The 23,278-nt window shown below is 60.5% G+C and carries 18 protein-coding genes; 4 read left to right on the plus strand and 14 right to left on the minus strand.

Annotation, left to right across the window (positions count from 1 at the left end; translation table 11 throughout):
* Window positions 1-16: 16 nt before the first annotated feature.
* The gene (locus NQ014_RS02305; protein WP_070653051.1) at window positions 17-727 is read right to left on the minus strand and encodes a YceI family protein; all 711 of its coding nucleotides are present in this window, start codon (window positions 725-727) and stop codon (window positions 17-19) included.
* 17 nt (window positions 728-744) lie between these two features.
* The gene (locus tag NQ014_RS02310; RefSeq protein ID WP_257073486.1) at window positions 745-1,137 is read right to left on the minus strand and encodes a hypothetical protein; all 393 of its coding nucleotides are present in this window, start codon (window positions 1,135-1,137) and stop codon (window positions 745-747) included.
* An 81-nt stretch (window positions 1,138-1,218) separates the two neighbouring features.
* Between NQ014_RS02310 and NQ014_RS02315 the strand changes: the two genes are divergently transcribed.
* Window positions 1,219-1,608 carry an RNA polymerase-binding protein RbpA gene (locus NQ014_RS02315; protein ID WP_005511311.1) on the plus strand — a complete coding sequence of 130 codons (390 nt, stop codon included), beginning with the start codon at window positions 1,219-1,221 and terminating at the stop codon, window positions 1,606-1,608.
* A 187-nt stretch (window positions 1,609-1,795) separates the two neighbouring features.
* Here NQ014_RS02315 and NQ014_RS02320 read toward each other — a convergent pair whose 3' ends face one another.
* The 6 genes from NQ014_RS02320 to NQ014_RS02345 form a co-directional block, all read right to left on the minus strand.
* Window positions 1,796-3,172 carry an IS30 family transposase gene (locus NQ014_RS02320; RefSeq protein WP_257073491.1) on the minus strand — a complete coding sequence of 459 codons (1,377 nt, stop codon included), beginning with the start codon at window positions 3,170-3,172 and terminating at the stop codon, window positions 1,796-1,798.
* Window positions 3,173-3,327: 155 nt separating this feature from the next.
* The gene (locus NQ014_RS02325; RefSeq protein ID WP_257073492.1) at window positions 3,328-4,143 is read right to left on the minus strand and encodes a polyprenol monophosphomannose synthase; all 816 of its coding nucleotides are present in this window, start codon (window positions 4,141-4,143) and stop codon (window positions 3,328-3,330) included.
* A gap of 12 nt (window positions 4,144-4,155) precedes the next feature.
* The gene (gene lnt / locus NQ014_RS02330) at window positions 4,156-5,844 is read right to left on the minus strand and encodes an apolipoprotein N-acyltransferase (protein WP_257073494.1); all 1,689 of its coding nucleotides are present in this window, start codon (window positions 5,842-5,844) and stop codon (window positions 4,156-4,158) included.
* Window positions 5,845-5,882: 38 nt separating this feature from the next.
* The gene (locus NQ014_RS02335; protein WP_257073498.1) at window positions 5,883-6,503 is read right to left on the minus strand and encodes an FxsA family protein; all 621 of its coding nucleotides are present in this window, start codon (window positions 6,501-6,503) and stop codon (window positions 5,883-5,885) included.
* 98 nt (window positions 6,504-6,601) lie between these two features.
* On the minus strand, window positions 6,602-10,252 hold the full coding sequence (gene cobN / locus NQ014_RS02340; RefSeq protein ID WP_257073769.1) for a cobaltochelatase subunit CobN: 3,651 nt from the start codon (window positions 10,250-10,252) through the stop codon (window positions 6,602-6,604).
* Window positions 10,253-10,425: 173 nt separating this feature from the next.
* On the minus strand, window positions 10,426-11,988 hold the full coding sequence (locus tag NQ014_RS02345) for a lipase family protein (protein WP_257073500.1): 1,563 nt from the start codon (window positions 11,986-11,988) through the stop codon (window positions 10,426-10,428).
* Between the two features lie 252 nt (window positions 11,989-12,240).
* Between NQ014_RS02345 and cobG the strand changes: the two genes are divergently transcribed.
* The 3 genes from cobG to cobJ are packed head-to-tail and all read left to right on the plus strand — an operon-like array spanning window position 12,241 to window position 15,707.
* Window positions 12,241-13,416, plus strand: coding sequence for a precorrin-3B synthase (cobG, locus tag NQ014_RS02350; protein ID WP_257073502.1), 1,176 nt, complete (start codon window positions 12,241-12,243; stop codon window positions 13,414-13,416).
* An 11-nt stretch (window positions 13,417-13,427) separates the two neighbouring features.
* Window positions 13,428-14,078, plus strand: a complete 651-nt coding sequence (locus NQ014_RS02355; protein WP_257073504.1) for a precorrin-8X methylmutase — start codon at window positions 13,428-13,430, stop codon at window positions 14,076-14,078.
* A gap of 3 nt (window positions 14,079-14,081) precedes the next feature.
* Window positions 14,082-15,707 carry a precorrin-3B C(17)-methyltransferase gene (gene cobJ, locus NQ014_RS02360; RefSeq protein ID WP_257073506.1) on the plus strand — a complete coding sequence of 542 codons (1,626 nt, stop codon included), beginning with the start codon at window positions 14,082-14,084 and terminating at the stop codon, window positions 15,705-15,707.
* Between the two features lie 3 nt (window positions 15,708-15,710).
* On the opposite strand, the gene NQ014_RS02365 is transcribed toward cobJ, so the two are convergent.
* From NQ014_RS02365 to NQ014_RS02390, 6 genes are all read right to left on the minus strand, one after another.
* On the minus strand, window positions 15,711-16,451 hold the full coding sequence (locus NQ014_RS02365; protein ID WP_257073508.1) for a cobalt-precorrin-6A reductase: 741 nt from the start codon (window positions 16,449-16,451) through the stop codon (window positions 15,711-15,713).
* Entirely contained in the window at window positions 16,439-17,212 is a 774-nt protein-coding gene (gene cobM, locus NQ014_RS02370) for a precorrin-4 C(11)-methyltransferase (RefSeq protein ID WP_257073509.1), read from the minus strand. Before cobM ends, NQ014_RS02365 begins: the two co-directional genes overlap by 13 nt.
* Before the next feature lie 46 nt (window positions 17,213-17,258).
* Window positions 17,259-18,485 carry a precorrin-6y C5,15-methyltransferase (decarboxylating) subunit CbiE gene (cbiE, locus tag NQ014_RS02375; protein ID WP_257073511.1) on the minus strand — a complete coding sequence of 409 codons (1,227 nt, stop codon included), beginning with the start codon at window positions 18,483-18,485 and terminating at the stop codon, window positions 17,259-17,261.
* Window positions 18,482-19,246: an SDR family NAD(P)-dependent oxidoreductase gene (locus tag NQ014_RS02380; protein ID WP_257073513.1), complete on the minus strand. Its 765-nt coding sequence runs from the start codon at window positions 19,244-19,246 to the stop codon at window positions 18,482-18,484. Before NQ014_RS02380 ends, cbiE begins: the two co-directional genes overlap by 4 nt.
* A gap of 32 nt (window positions 19,247-19,278) precedes the next feature.
* Complete coding sequence (locus NQ014_RS02385; protein WP_257073515.1) at window positions 19,279-20,394, minus strand: Xaa-Pro peptidase family protein; 1,116 nt, start codon at window positions 20,392-20,394, stop codon at window positions 19,279-19,281.
* Window positions 20,395-20,483: 89 nt separating this feature from the next.
* On the minus strand, window positions 20,484-23,270 hold the full coding sequence (locus NQ014_RS02390; RefSeq protein ID WP_257073516.1) for an RNA helicase: 2,787 nt from the start codon (window positions 23,268-23,270) through the stop codon (window positions 20,484-20,486).
* Window positions 23,271-23,278: the final 8 nt, after the last annotated feature.

The raw sequence follows: 23,278 nt of genomic DNA on the forward strand, positions 1-23,278 counted from the left end.
GAGAAACCTACGCGTCCTACGCGTCCTGCTTCTCCGCGACAATGCGTAGATTCAGTTCGCCGTTCTCCTCGATGGAAGCAGCTACAAACTGTGGCAGGCGCACGTTGTAATCCAGACGGTTGATTGGCAAAGTGCCCGACAGCAAAACCAGGTTTTCGGTACGAGCGGCCTTCATTGGCACAGTGACATCATTGGTGACACCGCGGATGGTCAGGCGTCCCGGAATCTCGATATTCGCCCACTGGCCGTTATCTGGAATGTTTGAAATATCGAGCGGCTCTGCAAGCTCAAACTTGGCTTCTGGGTACTGCTCAACACTGAAGATATTGTTGCGGACATTGATGTCACGACGTTCAATATCGCTAGTCAGAGTTGCCATATCAACAACAACGGATGCGTCCTCAAGATTGTTGTTAGCAACCTTCAGCTCACCGGTGACATCGTGGGTGGAACCGGACGTCGTCCGCCTGCTGCCCGGCAGCACCTCGTTAAAAGTAAAGCCAACGGAGGTGTTCTGTGAGTTATCGCCACCGACAATCTTCCAGGTGCCATTCGCGTCAGTTGTTGCTGCAGGCAGCTCCGTGGCCTCGAAATCCCCAGTACGCACCCCTTCATGCGTGAAAACGCGATACAAAACTGGCCCCACAATAACAATTGCGAGCGCAACAACTGCAACGGCTATCAAAGTAATAATTGACTTACGGACACCAGAATTCATAGTGCTCATCCTATCCTTTTAATCCGCTATGGGATAAACCGTTCCACCTCACGCGTTTTCATAATCAATTCCTGCGTAATCTCCTGCAGGATGGCAGTCTCCATGCCGTCGTCAAGCGCGGTGCGCAAGTCTTCGGCGAGACAACGTACTTCGAAGAGCCCGTCCCCTATTCGCTTTACGACGTCATCGGCTGCCGGCCTGCTCGTGGCATCGGCGGCGGGCTTCAGCGTGAGATCCGAATTGATTCGCTCGGCGATCGGCCTGGAAGCGCCTTTTGCTACGCCCGTGCGTTTTTCATACGCGCGCTGCCGGCAGGCTTGGCTGCAGAACTTGCGACGGCGACCGCGGATGGCGACCTCCATTTCGCGGCCACACCACTGGCAATTGGCGGTAGTTGTGCTCGGCTTTTGATCTGACACAGAAGTCAATTATGGCATGAATACAGATTAAGGCGTTATAATGTGTGGTCTAGTATTTCTACCAAAGGGGGCACGTTCCACATGGCAGATCGAGTTCTTCGTGGCAGTCGCATGGGCGCCGTTTCGTATGAGACCGATCGCGATCATGACCTCGCGCCGCGAATGATGGTCCGCTACCGCACGGAATCCGGTGAGATCTTCGAGGTCCCATTCGCGGATGACGCGGAAATTCCAGGTGAATGGCTGTGCAAGAATGGCCAGATTGGTGAGCTGGTTGAAGGCGAAGGCACTGAAGCCAAGCCGGTGAAGCCTCCGAGGACTCACTGGGACATGCTCCGTGAGCGCCGCTCCATTGAGGAGCTCGACGTGCTGCTGGATGAGCGCGTTGACTTGCTGCGCAAGCGTCGTCGTAACGCCGCTCGCCTGCTGAAGGCACAGAAGGAAGCCGAAGAGGCAGAGAAGAACGCTTAAGGCTTGAGCTGGCTTGCGCTAGTGAGCTTTAGAGCTTTGTAGCCGTCAATCAAACACTGCAATTCGGGCCCGGATAAGGTTTGCTCCTTATTCGGGCCCGTTTTTCGTTGGTGCCTGGCTGCGGCCGGCCGAGCCGAGATACTGACTGCGTTTATGACAAAAATGGCCTGAAAAATGGCTGGTAGGGTCAGGCGGTCATTGCATCATGGATAACACCAGAGATTACCTCCAGGGGAGTTAACCCGTCGAGCACCACCCTCGGCCGGTTATTCAGCAATGCCTCCGCCTCGGCGACCTCCTGATCGGTGACATCGTTAAAGTTGGTACCTTTCGGGAAATAAAACCGGATATCCCGATTCATCCGCTCATTGCTGCCACGCTGCCACGGCGAATGCGGATCGGCGAAAAACACCTGGATATTCTCCGCAACAGAAAACTCCGTGTGCTTTGCAAACTCCACCCCCTGATCCCAGGTCAACGTCGAAATCGTGGTGTCCATCGACTCTTTGAGCCGACGAATCATCCGCACCATGACCTCATTGACACTGGTGGCAGTATGGTCAGTGCCGAGTCTGCCGAGCAGCACAAACCTGCTGCGGCGCTCCACCAATGTCGCCAACGCACTGGTGCCATCTGCGCCAATAATCAAATCCCCTTCCCAATGACCGGGCACGGCACGGTCGTTGGCTTCCGCTGGGCGAAGTGAAATATTGGCATCATGGGTCCAGCGTTTTCCTCGTGGTTTGGGCACCCCGGCGAGAAGCGAGCGGGGTTTACGCCCTGGCCGGGTAGTCCGGCAGGACTTTTCAAACACAAGTTCTTTGCGCAAGCTACCTACCCCTTGTACGTAAAGGGCCTGGTAAATCGACTCGTGGCTAATAGTCATGGACGTATTATCACCCCATAGTGCAGCCAACCTGTCACTGGCCTGACGCGGTGAGGCACCACGGTTGAGCAGATCGACAACCTGGGCGCGTAAGAATCGATTGTCATCGAGTTTGCGCGGCTTTGGGCGAGCAAGACGCCCGCGGCTTGCCTGATCAGCGTGATAGGCATCGTAGATGCCATCGACGCTGTTGCGTGCGATTTCACGGCTGACGGTGGATTGACTACGACAGACTACCTGGGCGATACGCCGGTGCGAATGCCCTGCTCGCAGATGCTCGGCAATGACTAAGCGTTCCGCCAGCCCTAGCCGCCGACCAGTGCCAACACGAGATACATCACCGGGTGTTATCCGGCTGCGGGTATTCATAGTGGTTAATCTAGCCCGCTGGTTATACACCGTGGATGTGCACACCCCGGCCTGTGCAGCAATCTGGGCAACACTATATGTGCCGGCGATAAGCATCTCGTAGATCACGCGATGCTTATCCATCATCGACAACTTCGGGTAGTGCGACTGGTGCTGAATCTTTATTCCGGCTTGTCGCGCCCACCGCCTGACAGTTGGTGAGGGGATCCCTAACTCGCGGCCAACCGCGCTTGCTGATGCCCCGTTGGCGATATGTTGAAGCGCAATGGGTTTGATGGCACTGTATTTCGATCGGCGGGTTTGCTTCACTACTTCTCCTGGTCGAAAGTGGTGATGCATTCACCACCTGACCCTACCGGCTTGAAACTGTCATAAACTAAGTCAGTTTCACATTTGCAGCCCGTCTTCATACGGGTAGGCCGTATCCACATGCGCAGGCCGCAATCTTTGGGGTTTCCCTAGCCCTACTTGCGGAATCGCTGCTTAACCTCGTGGCCAGCCAGGCGACCAATCTCCGACCCCAGGTTTTTTACCTGCTGTGAGCGGTGTTTGAATCCCCACTTGGTGACCTGCAGCAGAGACTGCTTCACAAAGCTGCCATCCATCTTGGACTCGCCGTACTCGCGCTCAGTAAAGGTGATCGGAACCTCTTCCACCAAGAAGCCCGCCTGCACAGCCTCAAAGGCGAGCTCGGTCTGGAACAGGTACGCAGCCTTGCCAATGTTCTCGAGGTCGAGGGTTTCGAGAACTTCTCGTCGATAAGCACGGTAGCCAGCGGTGATATCCGAGATGCCCGCGCCGAGCGCCAGCGAGATGTAGAGGTTACCGCCGCGGGAGAGAACCTGACGGCTCATTGGCCAGTTGACGGTCTTACCGCCCGGAATGTAGCGGGAACCGATGACGACATCGGCGCCGTCCTCGAGCTTCTCCAGCAGCAGATGGAACTGCTCTGGTGCGTGGGAGCCGTCGGCATCCATCTCGCAGAGAACTTCGTAGTCTCGCTCGAGACCCCAAGCGAAGCCCGCGCGGTACGCACCCCAGAGACCGCCCTTGCCCTCGCGGTGCAGGACGTAGATGTGCTCTTCGCCGTTGTTGTCCGCCTTGTCAGCGGCAGCGATTTCATCGGCGAGCTCACCGGTGCCGTCTGGCGAAGAGTCATCGACAACCAAAATGTCGACGCGAGGCTCCGCTGCGCGCAGGCGTGCAATCACGCCCGGCAGGTTTTCCCGCTCGTTGAAAGTGGGAATGACAACCAGCGTCGACTCATTTAGGGCAGTCACTCGTGATTCTCCTTAGTGCATGTTCTGCTCAGTATCCCGGCCATCAACTTCATCTGCGCCTGCCCTGGCATCTCCGCCACGGCGACGCAGGACGGCACCAACCACACAAAGAATACCGAATGCAGTCAGTAGACCTTCAATCCACGTCCCGAAGCGGGCTGCAAAAGTCAGGTGGGAGTACTGAGGCAAAGTCTCGGTGAGTACCTTCTGCTCGAAGATTTTGCTCTGCTTTACGACGTCTCCGTGCGCATCCACAATCGCGCTCACACCGCTGGTTGCGGCGACGGCCGTGGAGCGCTGGAACTCCATGGCTCGCATGCGGCTCATGGCCAGCTGTTGGTAGGTCATGTCGGTGAAACCGAAGGTGGCGTTATTTGTGGGTGTGGCCAGCATGGTTGCGCCGTGGTTGACCGCGTTGCGGAAGGCACCATCGAAGACCACTTCGTAACAGGTGGCCACGCCTAGATTGACCTTCTTTAAACCATCGGTGCCTGGCGTTGTGACCACGGCATCGCCGTTGCCCGGAGTCATGTCTCCGGCGTGAGCGACCATGTCGGAAAAGTGGCGCAGTAGCTCGCGGAATGGCATGGTCTCGCCGAAGGGCTGGAGATAGATTTTCTCGTGCTGGTCGCCGGGGCCGGTCTGAGGATCCCAGACCACCATGGTGTTTTGCACCCCATCGGTGTAGGTAAAGGTGCCGACCACGATGGGAGCGCCAATATTCATCGCGGCATTTTCGATAATGCGTGCCGCTTCCCCATCCGTAAACGGGCTGACGTCGGAGGAGTTTTCAGGCCAGATAACGATGTCCGGCTGCTGTTCCTTACCTTGGTGGACACGTCGTGCCAGCTCATTGGTGGCATCGGCGTGGTTTTGCAGCACTGCGCGGCGCTGGGCATTGAACTCTAAACCGAGGCGCGGCACATTGCCCTGGATAACTGCGACACGGGTGTTGCCATTGGCAGTAGGCTCAGGCAGCGGTTGGGTCCACGCAGGAAGAACCCAGCCGACGAATAACGCTCCCACCAAAAGCGCGGCGGAGGTTGCGTAGGAACGTAGCGTGAGCGCGACCAGTCCCGCACCAACGCAAGCAGCGAGGAAAGTGACCAGTGCAGTGCTGCCGATTGCCACTGCTGGGGCCAGCGGGCCGTCGACCTGCCCCCAGGCAACGCGAAGCCAGGGGAAGCCTCCGAAAGGCCAGCGGGCTAGCAGCGCCTCCCCCGCCACGAGCGCAGCGGCCATGCCAGGGAGCTTCAGCGCGAGGGGGAAACTGGATTGGGCAATCAGCCACATCGCAAGCGCCGCCGGAATTGCGAGGAGACCCAGCACAATTGAGAGCGCCACGTAGGGGCCAATGCCGACGAAGGAGCCGATCCACGGCAGTGAGAAAAGCGCCGTCGCTGTTGCCCAGCTGAAGCCCACCACTACGCTGGATTTCCAACCGGCTGCGCAGAAGTAGGCAAAAATGAGCAGGGCGAGGCCAATCCAGGCCGTCCACCACCAGCTCATGGGCGCATAGCTTAAGAACTGCAATCCACCAGCGAGGATTGCAATGAAGGCGAGAACGAGGCGCTGCTTTAGTGGCGTAAGCGCGCGAAAACGCGCCTGCCAGCGATTCGGATTCTCCGGAGTGTTTTTCGAAGCGTCTTTCTGAGCGACGTTCCCGTGCTCGCTGGAGCGCGCTTGGCGGTTAGTGTGCACTTGTATAAGAGAGCTCTCTACGTTCGCGAGTTTTTGAGTTAGCGCTTGTCGCTGCCGTCCTGGTCATCATCCCAGGCGTTGTCCGGTGCTGGTGGCACGATTTTATCCTGCGGGAAGCTCTTGCCATCCGCGCCCGGAAAACCACCAGAGAATCCAGGGAAACCCGAAAAACCGCCAGCACCAGCGCCAGCGCCTGGAGCGCCTGGGTTCATGCCGTACTGAGAGACCACCATCATGCTGCGGTCACTGAAGTTGCGGAGTCCGTTGAGCAGCGCCACCGATCCGCTCTTACGAATCAACCAGCGAGTCGGCGGTAGCACCATGAGGAAACCAACAACGGTGGTGACGACGCCCGGCAGGGCAATCAGCCACGAGCCAACCAACAGAATTGCAGAGTCAGCCACAAAGTGCCCCGCGCCCTTCGCCGAGCGCTTGATTGCCTCCTCCGGATGCTTCTGCCCGTACTCGGTAAGAGTACGAGAAGTATCCAGCAGCAACTTCTGGTAGATGCGCTTGAACTCGATGGCGGCGAAGACCAACCCCACAATGAACAGGCCCAAAACCAACAGGACGGTCCAGCCGTAGCCAATCCATTCACCAAGTGCGATAAAGGCCGCAATCTCGGCGATGAGGTAAATAATTGTGAACCACTTGCTCATAGTTCCCCAGTGTAACCGCCACTAGATGAGCAAGTGGTTACGGCTATCGGCCGGTTAGACGACGACTAGCGGTCGCCTACCGGTCGCCTAGCGGTTACCTACCGGTCAGCGCGCTCCTCCAAGTCGCCCTCTGTATCCAGGTAGGTCTGGCGCAGCAGATCCATGCGTTCCTGGTCGGGGTTTTCCCACATACCGCGCTCGGCGGCCTCCATCAGGCGCTCGGAAATATCGTGCAGAGCCCACGGATTCGACTGTTCAAAGAACTCGCGGTTTTCCGGGTTTGCAACGTACTCGTCGGTAAGCGTTTCGTACATCCAGTCATCCATGACCTGCGCCGTCGCGTCGTAACCGAAGAGGTAATCGACGGTTGCGGCCATTTCGAAGGCGCCCTTGTAGCCGTGGTTACGCATGGCCTGCATCCAGCGTGGGTTGACTACGCGGGCTCGGAAGACGCGTCGAGTCTCCTCGTGCAGGGTGCGGGTGCGCACGGCGTCCGGGCGCGTGGAATCTCCCACATACGCCTCTGGAGCGGAACCCGTCAGTGCACGGACCGTGGCGATCATGCCGCCGTGGAACTGGAAGTAGTCATCGGAGTCGGCGATATCGTGCTCGCGGGTATCGGCATTCTTCGCGGCAACCTGAATACGGCGGTAGGCCGTCTTCATATCTTCAGCAGCCTCTTCCCCATCGACACCGCGGCCATAGGCGTAGCCACCCCAGGTCGTGTAGACCTTTGCCAGGTCCGCGTCATCGCGCCAGGAACCGGAATCGATCAGCTGCAGCAGGCCAGCTCCATAGGTGCCCGGCTTGGAACCGAAGATGCGACGCGGGCGCTCCTGCTGGTCGGCCTTCGCATGGGCGCGCACGTAGTTGTCCTCATCGGATTCATCAAGCTTGACGACGAGCTGAAACGCATCATCCAAAAGGTCGATAACATGCGGAAACGCATCACGGAAGAAGCCGGAAATACGGACGGTCACGTCAATGCGCGGGCGGCCCAGTTCCTCTAGCGGAATCGGCTCAAGGCCGACAATACGGCGAGATGCGTCATCCCACACCGGATGCACACCAATCAGCGCGAGCACCTCGGCGATGTCATCGCCCGAGGTACGCATGGCGGAAGTGCCCCACACCGACAGACCAACCGACTTGGGGTACTCACCGTGGTCGGCGCGGTAGCGCTCAATCAGGCCATCGGCGAGGTTAACACCGGTTTCCCAAGCCAGGCGCGACGGCACCGCCTTGGGGTCAACCGAGTAGAAGTTGCGGGCAGTCGGCAGCACGTTGACCAGGCCACGCAACGGTGAGCCGGAGGGGCCAGCTGGAACGAATTCACCATCGAGGGCGGAAAGAATGCGCGGGATTTCCTCGCTGGTAGCGGCTAGGCGCGGGAGAATTTCGTCGCGGGTGAACTGCAGCAGCTCGACAACCTGATCAAGGCCGTTTGGTGCCGCGATATCGGCAAATTCCTCGGAGCCGAGCACATCAGCCGCGATCTGTGTCACCGGTTGGTCGGGATTCTTCACCACGGCGGTTACCAGCGCCGTAGCCAGTGCATCGATGGAGTCCACAATGTGGCGCTCATCGGTGCCGTCCTCGGCCAGGCCGAGAGCTTCGCGCAGGCCCGGCAGGGTCTGCTTGCCGCCCCACAGCTGGCGGGCGCGCAACATGGTGGTCACAGTGCCGATCAGAGATTCGTCTTCCGGTGCCTGGCTGAGCACGTGGAGGCCACCGCGGATGGCGACGTCCTTAATCTCGCAGAGCCAGCCGTCGACATGCATGAGCATGTCATCGAAGACCTCCTCGTCCGGGCGCTCGTCCCAGCCGAGGTCGCGGTCCATCTTCGCGGCGGTCAGCAGCGTCCAAATCTCCTGGCGGATGGCCGGCAGCTTGGCCGGATCCATGGCGGAGATGTTCTGGTGCTCGTCGAGAAGCTGTTCCAGACGGGTGATGTCACCGTAGGATTCGGCGCGGGCCATTGGCGGAATGAGGTGGTCGACAAGCGTGGCGTGAGCACGGCGCTTGGCCTGTGTGCCTTCGCCCGGGTCGTTGACCAGGAAGGGGTAGATCATTGGCAGCTCGCCGATGGCAGCATCCGGGCCGCAGGAAGCGGAAAGGCCGACGGTCTTGCCCGGCAGCCACTCCAGGTTGCCGTGCTTGCCCATGTGAACCACGGCATCGGCGCCGAAACCGCCCTCCGCCTGCGGCAGCGAAAGGAAGCGGTAGCAGGCCAGGTAATGGTGCGTCGGCGGCAGATCCGGGTCGTGGTAGATACCCACCGGGTTGTCACCGAAACCGCGCGGTGGCTGCACCATGACCACGACATTGCCGAAGGTCAGGCCCGCAATGTAGATGTTCTGGGTATCCGGGTGGACGTACAGGGTGCCCGGCGCGGCACCCCACTTGTCCTGCATGTCGGAGCGAAGTTCTTCCGGCAAGGTAGCGAAGAACTTCTCGTAGGTGGCGGCGGGCAGGCGGAGTTCGGCTGCCTCCATGACCTCTTCGGTCAGCCAGTCCGGGTCTTGGCCGCCGGCCTCGATGATGGCGTGCATGAACGCATCTGGTTCATCGGCACCATCCTCGGCGGTGGCATATCCGGGGATTTTGGTGGTGTCGCCGAGGTTGTATCCGGCGTCGGCAAGCGCGTGCAGCACCTTCAACGTGGATGCTGGTGTGTCCAAACCGACAGCGTTGCCGATGCGGGCGTGCTTGGTCGGGTACGCAGAGAGCATGACGGCGACGCGCTTGTCAGCGTTGTCGATGTGGCGGAGCGCGGCGTAACGGGTGGCGATGCCGGCGAGGCGGTCGCAGCGCTCGAGATCTGGGACGTAGGAAATGAGCTCGTCGGAGTCGATTTCCTTAAACGAGAACGCGACCGAGATGATGCGGCCGTCGAATTCGGGGACGGCGACCTGCGTTGCGACGTCCAGCGGTGACAGGCCCTCGTCGTTGTCCTCCCATGCCGTCTTGGACGAAGTCAGGGCCAAACCCTGGATGATAGGGATGTTCAGGTCTGCGAGTGCGGCGACATCCCAGCCGTCATCGTCCTGACCGGCCTGTGCGAGTGCCGGGCGGTTGCCGCCAGCGGCGAGCACCGTGGTGATGAGCGCGTCGCAGGAAGCTAGCTCTGCCAGCAGTTCATCGCTGGCGGTGCGCAGGGATGCGGCGAAGATGGGCTTGGCGACGTAGCCGCGAGCCTCGACAGCGTCAGCGAGAGCCTCAATGTAGTGCGTATTTCCCGCCAGGTGCTGGGCGCGGTAGTAAATAATGCCGACGGTGCCGCGGGAATCTTCCGTGGCCACCTTGGAGTCGCGCTCCAGGAAACCCCAGGCCGGCATGCGAGCTGGTTCTTCAAAGCCAAGACCGGTCAGAAGCAGTGTGTCCGACAGGAAATTGTGCAGCTGTGCGAGGTTTTTCGCGCCGCCTTCCGCCAGGTAGATGTGCGTTTGCGTGGCGACGTTTGCGGGAACTGTCGAGTACTCGGTGAGTTCGGCATCGGGCGCCTGCTCGCCCGAGACGAGGACGGTGGGAATACCGGAGTTCACAAAGTAGTCGATGCCGGATTCCCAGGCGCGGCGGCCACCGAGAAGTCGGATGATGACGACATCGGCGCCGTCGGCAAGCGTGGGCAAATCATCGTCGAGCAGACGCGCCGGGTTTGCCCAACGGTAGGACACCTCCGGGTTGGCCTGAGCGGCCGCGCGGGCGGACAGAAGGTCGGTATCCGAGGTCGACAGCAGCAGAATCACGGTGTAGTCATTCACTTCCTGGGGAGCAACGCGTCCCCGGTCGGCGGGAGTCTGCCTTCTAACCGATGACGAGGTCTGACTGTGACAGTGGCGCGACCGTGCGGATTTTCACCGAGCTTCTCGTCAGCGGCATGGCAGTGGATTTCTCCATCACTCTACTGCAGCGTCTATTGCTAGAGTTCCAGCGACTGCTCCGCCGGCTGATCTGGGAAGTGGGACCAGAGGAAGTCCGTGGCATTAGTCAGTTCCGCGAGCATCGGAACGATATGGTTAATGCCCGTCTTCGGTAGCACCGGTGAAGTCGTGTTTTCGACGTACTCCAGGTCGGTGAAGCCGAGATTCAGCCAGGCATCGCGCAGCTTGCGAACCTGGTTGATGGGGATGATGTCATCATGCTCACCCGAGAAGAGGTACACCGGCGCATTGGGGACGAAGTTGCCGACGCGCTGGCGTGCGAGTTCCTTCTGCACCGGCTCGTAGCGCTTAATCATCTCGCTGAGCGACTCACCGCTAGTCGTGTACTGGTCAGTGGTTTCAAACGAGTGATGGAAACCCAATCCACCCGCACAGTAGTTGCCCACATTGTCCAGCAGTTCTTTGCCTTCGGGGCTGATTTCTTCCTTGAGGACTCGGCGCAGCTCCGGATCCTTATCCAGGACAGAATTGATTGCCAGTGCAATCGCGGCGGTCAGCGTAGTGCCATCAATCTGGTCGAGGACGTTTGCTAGATCGGACGGCGGGCCGCCGGCGGCAGATGCGGCGACGTTGAGCTCCGGAGCGTAGACACTTGCACGCTCAGCGGCTGCAGCGGCTGCAGAGCCACCCTGGGAGTAGCCATAAATTCCCATGGGCGCCTTCTTGTCCACGCCGAGCTCGTGTGAGGCAGACACGGCATCAAACAGCGACTGTGCCGAGGCAATGTTGTCGACATAGTCCTGGTTACCCTGGTCATTGCGGTGGTGGTCAATCATCACCACAGTTGCGCCTCGCTTCAAGTTCGCGACCATCGGAATCGTCTCGTATGGAGCAATAATGTCCAACGGGCCGAACTCAATCTTCAAGCCGGTCTGCGAGGAGATCGATGGGTCGCACTTTTCCGCGCCACCCTGCGTGCCCGGCGCGATTGCCACGACCGGACGCGGGCCACTGCCCTTCCACTCCGTCTTCGGCGTCACCACAAGGGCCGTGTCTACGCTGGGATTGCCGAGGGAATCCGTGGAGTTGTAGTGAATACGCTTGGCATCCACATTCCACAGCTTGTCGTTCACCATCATCTCGGCATCCTCGCTGCTGACCAGCGTGCCGGCATTTGCTGTGCGCGACGGGGTCAGCGGCAGAGAATTCAGCGGAGAGGCTGCGGCCACACGTGCCTGTTCCGGGGTTAGCTGCCTGCCTGCACCCTCGCTGTCAGACTCCTCATCGTCTTTCTCGATGCCGAGTAGCCTCTCCATATTCAGGTTCGGTACATGGCCGAAACCAGGCAGTTCGCGGTTTGTGCTTGACGACGACACCTTATCCGCCGGCCCACTATCCGATAGGCCCGGGATGTTCAGTGGCTGTGCGTTTGCAGGTGCAGCCAGGCCGATGGTCATAAGACCCGCTAGCGCTACCCCGATTCCCGTTCGGATTGTGCGACGGTGTCGTCGTGAAGCAGAGCGCGTCTGTGACAGGGCACGGCAAGTGCCGACGGTGTCGTGAGCCTCGTGCGTGAGTGCTTCAGCGTCGTGATGTGGCATGAAATCTCCTGAATAACCCCAGATTGAAAACCCAATGAAGACTTCCCTTAACTCGCGGGAAGTTAGGTTATGAAAACAATAAGGTTTTAAAAAGGTAAATCGGTGGATTTTCAGTGAAGAATTTGTATATTTTTTGCGGAGGGGTATCAAAACTCCACTTCAGAATGGTTTCGTTGGGCTGAAAAGGGGGCGGATAATGTGCCCCTGTTTTCGGGGGCTCAGCTCTGTGCGTGTTTGCGTATTCTTGAGAGTATGACTGCATCTGATCAAGGAACCCGCACTCGTCAAGACGGTTGCCCCGGCAGCCGCAAGGTTCATATCGCAGCTGATGGCGCAATTGGTCGTCTGCGCTTCCCCGGAGGCTTTCTCCCCGCGCCGGGCTTCGCCGTACTCGCCGATTTGGCCGAGAATTTCGGCGACGGTGATATTCACTTCACTTCCCGCGGCAATGTTCAGATTCGTGGCATCACCAACACCGGCGCATTCGCCGATGCCGCAGAAGAAGAGAAGCTGGTTCCCTCCACCAGCCACGACCGCGTGCGCAACGTTCTTCAGTCGCCGCTGTCCGGTCGCGTCGGCGGTAAAGCTGATGTGCGCGACCTGGTTCAAGAGTTCGACAAGGCTCTCATCGCGGAGCCGTCACTGGCAACACTGCCTGGTCGCACGCTCATGGCTTTCGACGATGGCCGCGGTGATGTCCTCGGTGAGCGCCCCGACTTCGGCGTTGTCGCTCACGATGAGAGCACGTTCGAACTCATCATTGGTGGCGCGACCTCCGGGCTTATCATCTCGCGTGACGACGTCGTGGAGGCCCTCATCACCACAGCGAAGGTGTGGAATGACGGCCGTGGTTCGGCCTGGCGCATCGCCGAAGCCAATGCGGCCGAGCGCGTTGCTAATGGCGTAGTCGAGGAATTGGGAGCGCGAGTTCGTCGCCAGGAGCCGAACCCGGCTGAGAGCTTCGATGCCACCGCCGGGCTGTCCCGCCAGATCGGTTGGATTGACCAGCCGGATGGCCTGGTTAGCCTGGCCGCTGGCCTGCGGTTTGGCGTCCTCCCGGCGCGTCTGGCCCGTGCGATTTCGCATACGCAAGTTCCTGTGCACATCACACCGTGGTACTCGCTGATTCTGCACGATTTGGAAGAGGAAGTTGCGGAGCAGGTCGTCAAGGTATTGGCGCCCAATGGCCTGATCTTCGACCGAAAGTCCACCTGGTTGCGCGTCAGCGCCTGCACTGGTCGCCCCGGCTGCAAAAAGTCTCTGGCTGACACCCGCGGCGATGCCTCTCACGCAATTGCCGATGGCCGACTGCCCGAGGGGCGCGTGCACTTCTCCGGTTGTGAGCGCCGCTGCGGCAAGCCCAAGGGCGGTTACTTCGACTATCTCGCCACCGGGGACGGAGAATACGAAGTCACTGCTGTGGACTAGGCTTTAAGCCTATGAAGCGCTTTGAGTACAACACCGACGGTGCGGATATTTACCGCAACTCATTTGCCATCATTCGCGAAGAAAGCGACCTTTCCCGCTTTGACGCCGATGAGGAAACCGTCGCTGTCCGAATGATTCACGCAGCAGGTCAGACCGACCTGGCTAAGGACATCGTCTTTTCCCCGGGAGCCGTGCGCGCAGCTCGCCAGGCTCTCGAGGAAGGCGCTCCTATCTTCACCGATGTCAACATGATCGCCTCGGGGATTACCCGCAAGCGCCTACCTGCTGACAACGAGGTCATCTGCCTGCTGCGCGATGAGCGCGTCCCCGAACTGGCTCAAAAACTCGGCACCACGCGCACTGCTGCCGCCGTCGAGCTGTGGAAGCCACGCCTAGAGGGCGCGGTCGTCGCCATCGGCAACGCTCCCACAGCCCTCTTCCACCTGCTCAACCGCATCAATGAAGGCTCCTTCCCCATGCCCGCTGCCATTTTGGCCATGCCGGTCGGCTTCGTCGGTGCCGCGGAATCCAAGCAGGCCACTATCGACTCCGGTGCCGAAAACCCGGAGCTGAAGTACATCACCGTCACCGGCCGTCGCGGTGGCTCGGCTATCACCTGTGCTGCCCTCAATGCCATCGCCACCGCAAAGGAGATCATCTAAACCATGTCCGGCTCCTACAGCGCTCAGCCTGGTCATCTCTACGGCGTCGGACTCGGCCCCGGCGACGCAGGTCTCATTACACTCCGCGGTGCCGACATCATCCGAACAGCTGATGTCATCGCCTACCATGCCGGAACTCACGGCCGTTCCACGGCGCGTTCAATCGCCGCCGAACTGATTGACGCGCGTGACGACGCTGCCGTGGAAGAGCAATTGCAATACCCGGTGACCACCGGGCGCCCAGCCGACTACCGCGAGCAACTCGCCGGTTTCTATGCAGAAGCCACTGCTCGCCTCCACAAGCACTTGGCCGAGGGACGAAGTGTTGCAGTGCTTTCGCTCGGTGACCCGATGCTCTATAGCTCGTATCAGCATCTGCACCACGCTCTCAGCGAGGACTTCCCCACTGAGATTGTCCCTGGAGTGGCCAGCATTACTGCGGCGGCAGCAGAGATTGGTCAGCCGCTTGGCGAGGCTACCGAAATCGTCAGCGTTGTTCCCGCTACCGCCGATTCCGAGCGCATCGCTGCGGTTCTTGACGCCTCAGACTGTGTAGTCATTATGAAGCTTGGGAAGAACGTTGAGAAGGTTCGTACAGCGTTGCACTCCGCAGGCATGCTTGAGCGCGCTTACGTTGTCGAGCGAGCAACCATGAATGAGCACACCAGCTACCCGCTGGCCGATGCAGACCCGGAGAAAGTTCCGTACTTCGCAGTAGCCGTCGTGCCTTCCGCTGTCTACGGAACTGAACGGAGTGTTTCTGGGACAGTTGGGCAGTCAAAGCCAGAAGTCACGCCGGCAGCTACCGACGACTCCGTAACCGATGCAACGACCAATCAGGCTTCCTCCACTGTTGGTGAAGTCGTCGTTGTCGGCCTGGGCCCAGGTGCTGAACGCTGGACCACTCCAGAAGTCACTGAGGAGCTGGCCCGGGCCACGGATCTGGTTGGCTACTCCACCTACATCAACCGGGTCCCCGAGCGCGCCGGGCAGCGCCGCCATCTCTCCGACAACCGTGTAGAGGCAGAGCGAGCCACGATGGCACTGGATATCGCCAAGCGCGGTGGCCGGGTCGCGGTGGTCAGCTCCGGGGACCCGGGGGTTTTCGCTATGGCGGCGGCAGTGCTGGAAGTCGCTGACGACGATATGTGGCGAGACATTCCCGTACGAGTCGTGCCGGGCATGACTGCAGCTCAGGCTGTCGCAAGTCGAGTGGGTGCTCCCCTTGGCCATGACTTCGCGATGCTCAGTCTCTCCGACAGGTTGAAGCCCTGGGAGGTCGTCGTTAAGCGAGTGCGTGCCGTAGCCGGAGCAGACATGGCGTTTGCTGTCTACAACCCGGCGTCCAAATCGCGGAGATGGCAGATTCGAGAGCTACGCGCATTGGCCATGGAGTACCGCGAACCAACAACGCCTGTGATTGTGGCGCGAGCAGTCGGCTCGGAGCAGGAAAACGTTACCGTGACCACGTTGGCGGAGTTCGATCCGGATGTCGTCGATATGCGAACCATGGTGATTATCGGTTCGTCGTCGACGAAGGCGTACCGTGCCGGCAAGACCACTCGGGTCTACACTGCACGTCACTACGGTGAGGGCGGCACCAGCGGAACTGGCGAGTTGCTGCCCTAGCCGCTACGCCCGGCGGATGACGGCGTTGTACGCCTCATCCACCGTTGTGGCGACGATGGCGATATCCGCGCCGGGCAGCTGCGGGCGCTGCACGATAACGACCGGTTTCTTCAGATCGCGGGCTGCCTCAATTTTGGCGTAAGTAGCAGCACCACCGGAGTTCTTGGTCACTACGCAATCCACGGCGTAATCCCGCATAAGTTTGCGCTCCGCGGCGACATCATAGGGGCCACGGCTGAGAATAATCTTCCGATTCTTCGGCAGGGGTGGCGCGGGCTGCTCTACGCAGCGAATGAGGTAACGGCCGTTGGAGTCATCGGCAAATGGAGCAAGCTGCTGACGGCCAATGGTGAGAAACGGGCTGTAGAAGCGGTCGGCAACAACGTCCGCGGCCTCCTGCATGGAGGACACCTCGATCCAGTTGTCGCCGGGCTGCTTCTCCCACGCAGGGCGATGCAGCGCAACGAGCGGAATACCGGTGGCTCGGGCAGCTTCAGCAGCAGATTCGCTGATCTGCTCTGCATACGGATGCGTGGCATCGATGATGACTTCAGTGGCATCGGAGATTAGCCACCGAGTCAGTCCTGCGGGACCGCCAAAACCGCCGATACGGACATTGCCGACGGGCAGCTTGGGGTTTGAAACGCGACCGGCCAGTGAAGAGGTGACAAACCAGCCCTCGCCCACTAGGCGCTTGGCCAGGGCGCGGGCTTCAGCAGTTCCACCCAGAATTAGTGCACGCATGGGATGGTCCGTCCGTGTTCATCGCGTGGGCGATCATCGCTGTAGAGGAAGCTATCCGGGAACGCCGCGGCCGTGAGTACCTTGCCGACAATGATGACAGCCGTACGAGTCACACCTGCATCCTTGACCTGCTGCGCAATATCAGACAGCGTGCCGCGGAGAATAACCTGTTCCGGGCGGGATGCGAAAGCCACGACTGCCACCGGACCTTGCTCACCATAATGCTGGGTGAGCTCCTCAACCACACGGTCAATATCGTGGGCGGCCAAGTGAATGCACAGAGTCGCGCCCGTGCGACCGAAGTTCTCCAAGGTTTCGCCCTCCGGCATCTTGGAAGCGCGCCCGGAGATACGAGTCAGCACCACCGACTGGCCAACAGTTGGCACCGTGAGCTCGTGGCCGAGAGCGGCCGCCGCCGCGGAAAATGCCGGCACACCCGGAACGATTTCATAGTCAATGCTGAGCTCGCTGAGACGACGAACCTGCTCTGCCAGTGCCGACCACACCGACGGGTCACCGGACTGTAGGCGTGCGACATCCTTGCCCGCCGCATGAGCCGCCTGAATGGTCTCGATGATGGTATCCAGCGGCATACGCGCGGTATTGATAATCTCTGCGCCTTCGGGACAGTTTTCCAGCACCTCAGGCGGGACAATCGATCCCGCGTAAAGGCACACTGGGCAGGAGCGAATAAGCCGGTCCGCGCGCAGCGTCAGCAAATCTGCTGCCCCCGGGCCTGCACCGATGAAATACACAGTCATTGTGAGTTACAGAGTCCTCAATATTTTCTAGACAGAGAAATTACGTCTATGGTAGCGCAGGCGCTACTGGCTTCTCCGCCACCCACTGCACTACCGGCAACGCAGGGCGCCACGCAGTGAAACTGCCGACTGCACCTGCGCGCTCCACGGAAAGCCGGGTGACATCCCCGCCATAGTCGCGACGCGCCTGCCACAGCAAAGCCTCCGACTCCAGCGTCACGGTGTTCGCGACGATGGTGCCACCCGGGGCAAGGAGTTGCCAACAGGTTTCAATCATTCCGTCAGCAGTGAGACCTCCGCCGATGAAAATGGCATCGGGCCGAAGATTCGAGCCTGCCAACACCGCTGGTGCCGCTCCGTGGTGGACGGTCACATTGCCCGATAGCGCCGCCACATTCTTAGCAATTCGCTCTGCACGAACAGCATCGCGCTCAAAAATTTCCGCACGTCCGCCGTGACGAGCCCACTCAATGCCAATCGATCCTGTACCACCGCCGACATCCCACAGCAGAGCTCCCGGCCGCGGATCCAACGCAGCGACGGTCATTTGGCGAATCGGCGCCTTCGTCAGCTGGCCGTCCGAGTCAAAGTCACCGTCGCGCAGCCAGCCGCGCACGCCTCCCGACGGCTCCACCGCCAGCACCGTGAGGTTGCCAGCTGGAACCGGTGGGTTCGCCACCGTGCCTTCGGCAACGGACTCCAGCAGCCCCGTAGCTTCCGTGCCGCCGAGATTAGTCAGCGCGGTGAGTTTGGTGTCTGGGCGGCCGGCCAAGACCGTAGCGACCTCCTTCACTGAGTCCGCGTTTCGGCACAGCACCAGGAATGGCCGTAGTGCATCCGCTACCGGTACGACACGCGCGGCTCCAGGTAGCCCCGGCTCCCCTGTCACCAGCGAAATCACCGGAGTGTCATGCAAGGGCCAGCCGAGGTAGGCGCAGGCCAATGAGGCTGACGATGGCGCTGGAATAACCTCTACGGCGCCACGGCCGAGCTCCCGAACCAGGGACGCCCCTACACCGTGGAACATGGGATCCCCACTGGCGAGGATGACATCGCGTGCGGGGTCAATATCTGCCAGGGTGGCCTGCCAGTCCTTCCAGAAGCCACCTGGCCAAGGAGAGAGTTCGGCGTCCAGGTTGACGTCGGCAAGCAAATGGAGCTGACGGGGAGAGCCAATGATGCGGCGAGCCGACGACAACGCATCGACAGCGCGCGCGGATAGACCAACGTACCCGTCGCAGCCGATGCCGACGACGCGAAGCTTCTGGCTCATCGGGGCATCTTCCGCCAAATCCAGCGCGGAGTCAGATGTGTGGCGCGGGCGAGCAATGCCAATTTGCGCGGCACCCAGACATGGGGCTTCCGGCCGTCGAAAGCGGTGACGGCGGCCTCCGCGACCTCGGCGGGGCGCGATGACATCGGTGCCGGCTTCATGCCTTCGGTCATGCGGCCGATGACGAAGCCCGGGCGGACAATCGTCAGCTGAATATGGCTGCCGTGCAGGCGGTCCTGCATGCCCTGGAGGAAACCGTCGAGACCGGCCTTCGCCGAACCGTAGACGTAGTTGGCGCGGCGCACTCGGGCACCTGCGATAGAGGAAAAGGCCATGATGCGGCCCGCGACCTTATCGCGCACAGGCAGCGTGCCGGCGGCGATGTCGGACTCCATGCGCGCGACAATCTCCGTGAGAATCGACGCCTGTGCCGTGAAGTCGGTATGAATGACTGCCGCAGCAGCCTCGCCGGACTCCTCACACTTCCGCTGATCACCGAGGATGCCGAACGCGACAATCACCGTGTCGATGGGACCGTGCTGCCAGGCATGCTCAACGAACTGGCGGTGTGCGGCGATGTCATCGGCATCAAAGTGGATGCGGTGCACCGCGACGGCACCGGAGTCGATGAGCCGACCGGCAACGCCGTCGAGCGCCTCAGTGCGGCGCGCAGCGAGCGTGAAGGTGTTGTGGTTGGCCAGTCGCGCGGCAACTTCCCCGCCGATCTCGCTGGTGGCACCAAGAACGAGTACGTGTCCCATGCGCTAGAAAATACCTTTCCTCTAAACCTCGATTAGACGGTAATTAAATCGTGGGGGCCTTTATTGACTGATTCTCCGCCGTCTTCGGTGACAATGATGATGTCTTCCAGGCGCATACCGAACTCACCCGGCAGGTATACGCCCGGCTCCACCGAAAACGCCATGCCAGGCTCGAGCTTGAGCTCATTGCCAGCCATAATAAACGGCTCTTCATGCGTGGACAGGCCAATGCCATGACCAGTGCGGTGGATGAAGTACTCGCCGTATCCCGCAGCGGTGAGGCTATTACGCGCAATCGCATCGATCTCTGCAGCCGTCACACCGGGGCGCACCGCCGCCACGGCAGCTTCCTGCGCCTTGCGCAGAGCCGCCCACGCTGCAGCTTCCTTCTCCCCCGGCTTGCCGACGACATAGGTGCGCGTGCAATCGGAGTGGTAGCCAAGCGGCAAGGTGCCTCCGATATCGACGACCACCACGTCGCCTTCCTCGATGACGCGGTCGGAGAAATCGTGGTGCGGATTCGCGCCATTCTCAGCGGAGCCGACAATGACGAAGTCAATGGCGACGTGCCCCTCCTCCAGGATGGCAGCCGAGATCTCATCGGCGACCTCGCGCTCAGTGCGACCTGCGCGCAGCATGTCCGGCACACGAGCGTGGACGCGGTCAATAGCGGCGCCGGCCTCCCGCAGCTGATCAATCTCAGCGGCGTCCTTGCGCATAAACAGTTCCTTCAGAAGGTCTCCGGCCAACACAGTCTTGGCTCCGGTGAGATCCTGAATGGGAATCAAGTGGTCAGCGGTCAAAGAGGCTCCCACTGCGAGGGTGCCCACGTGGCCCACCAAGTCGGCGACTATGCGGTGCGGATTCTGGCCGTCTTCCCACAACACCACATCGGCGTTGAGGTCACCGATTGCGCACAGCGGCAGATCCCCGCGCTCCACGGCGGGCAGTACCAGTGTGGTAGTGCCGGATGCGGTGACTACCAGCGCGGTGAGGCGTTCATGCGAAGTGACCGCAGATCCAATGAGATACTGCAGGTCAGCGCCGGTTCCAAAGACTGCAGCGTCCGCATCGCGGGTGCGGAGCAACTCCGCGGTGCGATCCAGACGCTGCTGATAGATGTCAAAGCTAAAGATACCGTTGCTCATAGTTGCCAACTGTACCCGTCGGCCTGTGCCCGTCGCCGGTTGAGTGGCCCCGGGGCGGCGAGGCTTCGGCGGACCAACTTAACCGGCAACTAATTATTCAGCGCCACTACTCCCCTGCGAATTGCCTGAATAGCCTCGGCGGACTTGTCGCGAATGTCCGTGGAGTAGCCGGTCTTCTTAATCTGCTGCAACAGATCAATGACCTGACGGCACCAGCGGACAAAGTCGCCCGGGGTCAGCTCCGCGCCGCTTTCGGCCGCTGCCTGTAGGCAGTACCCCAGCGGTGCGCCCGCAGTCCACTGATGAATCGCCGTAGCAAAAGCCATATCCGGCAAGTCCGTTACCGGCAGCCGGTAGCGGCGCTCATCCTCCGACAGCTCCTCCCAGATGCGGTAGGTGTTCCCCAGCGCCTTGGCCAGCGGCTCGGTCGGCACCTCGTCACTGCCCTGGCTGGCCTTGCGGTTTTCAAAGACCAAGCTCGACACCGCACCGGCCAGTTCCGCGGGGTCTAGGTCATCCCAAATACCGCGGCGCAGACACGTGGCCACCAGCAGATCCGAGCCGTTGTGAATCTGCGCCAGCCGCAGACCTTCCTCGGTAATCGTGGGCTCCGCGCCCTCCGGCCATTCCACGTAGTCCATCTGTGTTAGCAACTGCAGCATGCGGTCGAATGTGCGCGCCAACGTATCCGAGGCGGAATCGACGCGCTTTTGCAGATTGGTCACATGCGCCTCGGCCTGCCGCAGCGTATCGGCGTGACGAGCCATCGTCTCCACCGCAGGATCGCCATGCAGCGGATGCTCGCGCAGCTCCTGGCGCAACTTCCTCACCGCCGGCGAGTTGCCGCCGCTGCGACGCTTCAGCCTCTTTGGTCCCTTCAGCCCCTTGCGGCCGATCTCTGCACGCACAATACCGAGCGCACGTCGCGGATGCCGATCCGCATCCCGCGGCAGCTTAATCGCGCCGACCGTCTGAGGTGCCGCTGGGAAGATATGCGGCTCCACACGCCCCACGAACCCGCCGACACTGATGACACCGGGACGTGGATTCGACTTCGAATGGTCCTCTCGGTACACAACCGCCAACTGCACCTTCTTACCCTTCGGCAGCGGAATAACCTCGCCCCTGCGGAGTCTGCGCAGCGCGGTCACTGTTTCTGTGTGGCGGTCTTCAATATTGCGACGCTTGGCGTTCTTCTCCTCCTGGGTCAGCTTCGCGCGCAGATCCAGGTATTCGAGCATCTGGGTCAGGCGCTCGTCGTCACGCGAACTGCCCTCCCCGCTTGACGACGACGCTTCAGCCTCCGCCCCTTCAGCGTGCGCGTCGGCTCCCCTGCCGAGCAATTCCGCACGCAGGGCCGCGGCTTCCTGCTTGGCCTTGGACAGTTCGGCGGCGACTCCGACAATGTCGCCATCCGCCTGGAACTGGGCGAATGAGCGCTCCATGACGCGCTTCGAGCCTTCGTAACCGAGTGTCTGCAGGAGGTTGACGCTCATGTTGTAGCTCGGCGCGAAGGTGGAAATCAGCGGATACGTGCGTGTGGATGCCAGTCCTGCGACAGCCTTTGGATCCATTGCCGGAGCCCACTGCACCACGGCATTGCCGACAGTGTCGATACCGCGACGGCCAGCGCGACCAGTCATCTGCGTGTACTGACCCGGAGTGAGGTCCACGTGTGCTTCGCCGTTGAACTTGACCAGCTTCTCCAACACAACCGTGCGGGCAGGCATGTTGATGCCCAGTGCGAGCGTCTCGGTGGCGAAGACAACCTTGACCAGGCCTTCGTTAAAGAGCTCTTCCACAATGTGCCGGAACGCAGGCAGCATGCCCGCATGGTGCGCCGCAAAACCACGGATGAGAATGCGGCGCCAGCGCAGGAAACCGAGAACCTGCAGGTCTTCCTTTGGAATGTGAGCCACACCGTCATCGATAATCTTGGCGATGCGCTCCTGCTCATCCCGGTCAGTGAGTTCTGCGCGCGTAGCGCCGACCTGCGCCAGCGCTCCTTCGCAGCCCGCGCGGGAGAAGATGAAAACGATCGCGGGCAGCATGTTCATGGAGCCGAGCATACGGATAACATCGCCGCGCTTCGGCGGGCGGAACTTGCGCTGCCCCTTATCGCCCCAGCTGTACGAGCGCCCACCGCCCTTGTGCTTTTTGTACTGGTAGCGCTCCCTGGCTCCAGCGTCCCCGTAGCCGAACTCGGCGCGACGGCACGCCTCCAACAGGTCCTGATTGACCTTGTCCGACTTCGCTTCGAAAAGCGGATAGAGCCGGTTTCCCACCAGCATGTGCTGATGTAGCGGAACCGGGCGCAAATCCGTAACAATGACGTCCGTGTGCCCGCGCACCGTGGAGAGCCAGCGACCGAACTCCTCGGAGTTGGACACCGTCGCGGACAAACCGATGACGGCCACGGACTGGTCGAGGTTCAAAATAACCTCTTCCCACACAGCGCCGCGCTCTCGGTCAGCGAGGTAGTGAATCTCATCCATCACCACATGCGTGAGCTTCTTCAGCGTCGGCGAATTCGCGTAAATCATATTGCGCAGCACCTCGGTGGTCATCACCACGATGTCCGCATCGCCGTTGATTGAAGTGTCGCCCGTGAGCAGGCCCACGCGTTCCTCGCCGTAGTCCTCGACTAGGTCGTGGTACTTCTGGTTGCTCAACGCCTTAATGGGTGTGGTGTAAAAGCACTTTCCATCACGCTCAAGAGCTGCATAAATAGCGAATTCGCCAACAATAGTCTTGCCCGCACCGGTGGGTGCACAGACGACAACGCCCCGCCCTGCCTCAATTGATTGGCAGGCGCGGAGCTGAAAGTCATCAAGATCGAAATCCTGTTGGCTGACGAAATCGCCGAGAAGAGTCATGCCTCTAG

The sequence above is a fragment of the Corynebacterium sp. 5QC2CO genome (assembly GCF_024580435.1).
Lineage (GTDB): Bacteria > Actinomycetota > Actinomycetes > Mycobacteriales > Mycobacteriaceae > Corynebacterium > Corynebacterium jeikeium_D.

Coding starts and splice junctions, on each gene's coding strand:
- NQ014_RS02385 (WP_257073515.1), bottom strand. CDS start 20,394: ATGAGCAACGGTATCTTTAGCTTTGACATCTATCAGCAGCGTCTGGAT.
- cbiE (WP_257073511.1), bottom strand. CDS start 18,485: ATGAGCCAGAAGCTTCGCGTCGTCGGCATCGGCTGCGACGGGTACGTT.
- cobM (WP_257073509.1), bottom strand. CDS start 17,212: ATGACTGTGTATTTCATCGGTGCAGGCCCGGGGGCAGCAGATTTGCTG.
- NQ014_RS02365 (WP_257073508.1), bottom strand. CDS start 16,451: ATGCGTGCACTAATTCTGGGTGGAACTGCTGAAGCCCGCGCCCTGGCC.
- NQ014_RS02315 (WP_005511311.1), top strand. CDS start 1,219: ATGGCAGATCGAGTTCTTCGTGGCAGTCGCATGGGCGCCGTTTCGTAT.
- NQ014_RS02335 (WP_257073498.1), bottom strand. CDS start 6,503: ATGAGCAAGTGGTTCACAATTATTTACCTCATCGCCGAGATTGCGGCC.
- NQ014_RS02355 (WP_257073504.1), top strand. CDS start 13,428: ATGAAGCGCTTTGAGTACAACACCGACGGTGCGGATATTTACCGCAAC.
- NQ014_RS02380 (WP_257073513.1), bottom strand. CDS start 19,246: ATGGGACACGTACTCGTTCTTGGTGCCACCAGCGAGATCGGCGGGGAA.
- cobJ (WP_257073506.1), top strand. CDS start 14,082: ATGTCCGGCTCCTACAGCGCTCAGCCTGGTCATCTCTACGGCGTCGGA.
- NQ014_RS02305 (WP_070653051.1), bottom strand. CDS start 727: ATGAGCACTATGAATTCTGGTGTCCGTAAGTCAATTATTACTTTGATA.
- NQ014_RS02345 (WP_257073500.1), bottom strand. CDS start 11,988: ATGCCACATCACGACGCTGAAGCACTCACGCACGAGGCTCACGACACC.
- NQ014_RS02390 (WP_257073516.1), bottom strand. CDS start 23,270: ATGACTCTTCTCGGCGATTTCGTCAGCCAACAGGATTTCGATCTTGAT.
- cobG (WP_257073502.1), top strand. CDS start 12,241: ATGACTGCATCTGATCAAGGAACCCGCACTCGTCAAGACGGTTGCCCC.